Annotated in this window: 2 protein-coding genes; both read right to left on the reverse strand. The window is 75.5% G+C overall.

Features of this window, described 5'->3' with window-relative positions:
• A partial coding sequence (gene pglZ / locus PKY62_RS13145) for a BREX-1 system phosphatase PglZ type B (protein ID WP_324537681.1) occupies nucleotides 1-1,366 on the reverse strand: 1,366 nt, incomplete at its 3' end.
• Nucleotides 1,363-2,164, reverse strand: an 802-nt coding sequence (locus PKY62_RS13150; RefSeq protein ID WP_324537683.1) for a hypothetical protein, incomplete at its 5' end; no start/stop codon positions are given. The genes PKY62_RS13150 and pglZ, both read right to left, overlap by 4 nt.

Consider the following 2,164-nt stretch of genomic DNA (forward strand, 5'->3'; position numbering starts at 1 on the left):
CCACGAACAGCACGCAGGTGCCGGGGTCGATCGGCAGTCCGGTCGCCCCGGTGTATCCGTGCGCGGCGGCCGCCTGGAAGGCCGTCGCGACGTCGTCGAGCCACGGGTCGTAGAGGACGCCGAGCGCTGCCCGGACGGCGGTGCTGTCCGGGACCGAGCTGACCTCGGCGAGCGCCCGCAGGGCCAGGTCGTCCACCCGGTGACCGGCCGCCGCGTACCAGGTGGTCATCGGGTCGAGCGCGGACGGCCGGTCGGCGACCGTATCCTCGCCGAGGGCCACCAGGTGGGCGACGGCGCGGGCGAGGGGCGCACGGCCGAGCGCGTCCCAGACCGTGCCGAGGCGCGCGCGGTGCTCCGCGTGCAGCGCGGAGACCTGCGTGCACGCCTCCTCGACCGAGGGCGCGCCCGCCAGGCCGAGCAGGCCCGAGCGCAGCGAGGTCTCCTCCGCGGTGTTGCGGGCGGGCCACGAGTCGGGATGCGGGTCGTCGGCGTCGCCGAAGAGGGTGTCGAGAGGGGCAGCCTTGTCGAGGGCCGCCGGGATGTGCGGGTAGAGCCCGGGCGCCTCCGCGTAGCGGGTCCAGACCGGGGCCCACGCCCCCTGACGGCGGCCCAGCAGGCCGGCCGCGGTGATCGCGGTGTGCTTGCCCGGGGTGACACCGTAGGTCGAGGTGCACACCGCGACGAACGTGGTCCACTGCGCGCCGAGACGCAGGCGCACCTGCTCCGGGTCGTCGATCCAGGCGAGGAGGTCGCGCACCGGGTCCGGCAGGAGCAGCGTGCGCAGGCGCGCGGCGTCGAGGCCGCCGAGGGCGCGGAGCACGGTCACGTCGCGGTCGAGCAGCGTCTCGAGCGCCTCACCGACCGCAGCCCGTGTCTCGCCGTCGTGCGCGAGGTCCAGCCCGAGCCCGTCCTTGCTGCGCAGGAACGCCTGCGGCGTCCACGGCTGCCCGTTGCCCTGCCCCCACCACACCGAGCGATGCGCCAGCTCGACCAGGGGCGCGAGCGGATGGGTGGCGCCGGTGGCCGCCTGGAGCTCGTCACGGCCGACACCCGGCAGGTACAGGACCCACGGGTTGCGGGCGTCGCGCGGGGCGAGCCGGGTGGGGAGCCGGACGACGGCGGGCGGGTCGGGCTCCTCCGCGCAGGCCAGCACCGCGCGCAGCCAGATCGCCGGGCCGCGGGCCGCGTCCGCGTCGTGCTCGCCGAGCACCAGCACCGGCACTGCCTCCTGAACCTGGGCGATGACGCGCTCCCAGGCCCGGTCCGGGTCCGGCCAGAGCACCGCCGCCGGCGGGGCGGTGTGCGCACCGTCGTGCGCGGCCGCACGGCGCAACGCCTGGGCCACCTCGGCCCGGACGGTCGTCATCGGCCCACCGCGGCCCGCGCGGCACGACGCTCGTCCAGGGTCGGGTGCAGGTCGTTGTGCCGCTCGGTGCCGTCCGGGTTGGTGCCGCGGTCCTTCTTCCAGTGAACGTTCACCTTGGAGCGCAGCACGCCGGCCTCGACGAACGGGCGGATGTTGAGCCGGACCCCGTCGTCCAGGTCCGGGTGCCAGCCGATGGGCTGCTCGGCGGGAGACTTCCACCGCACGTAGACGTCGTACGGCGGCGCTCCGTCGAGGATGAGCTGGAGCCGGCGCTGGAGGCCCAGTGCGGCGGCCAGGCGGACGTCGGCCCCGGCGACCCCGCCATCGACCCCCGCGCGCTGACGCTCGATCCACCCGCCGAGCGTGGTGAACGTCAGCTTGGCCAGGGTCGCGTTGTCGAGCCGGTGGTAGCTCACGATCGCCGAGAAGCCGTCCTTGCGGCCGTCCGAGATGTGCCAGAGGAACGGGCGCTGCCCGAAGACCTTGGTGTGGTGGGCGAAGAAGGAGTCCCGCAACCAGTCGGCCAGCACGCCGCTCGCCCCGCCCGCCGCCACCACGAGCTGCCGTTCCAGGTCCGTGGACCATTCGGCGCCGTAGGCGTGCGCCAGCACAGCACGCAGGCGGGTCGCGGCCTCCTGCTCGCCGAGCAGGGCGGGCAGCGCCACGATCCCGTCGGCGTCGGCCAGCACGTCCAGGTCATCCGGCACCTGGTCCGGCCACCGGTAGCCGAGCAGGCGGGCGACGGCGACCTGGAGCGGCTCGGTCGCGGCGGGAATGGTTCCGCGGAAGAGCCACTGG

It is taken from the genome of Actinotalea sp. (assembly GCF_035443605.1).
In the GTDB taxonomy this organism is placed as follows: domain Bacteria; phylum Actinomycetota; class Actinomycetes; order Actinomycetales; family Cellulomonadaceae; genus Actinotalea.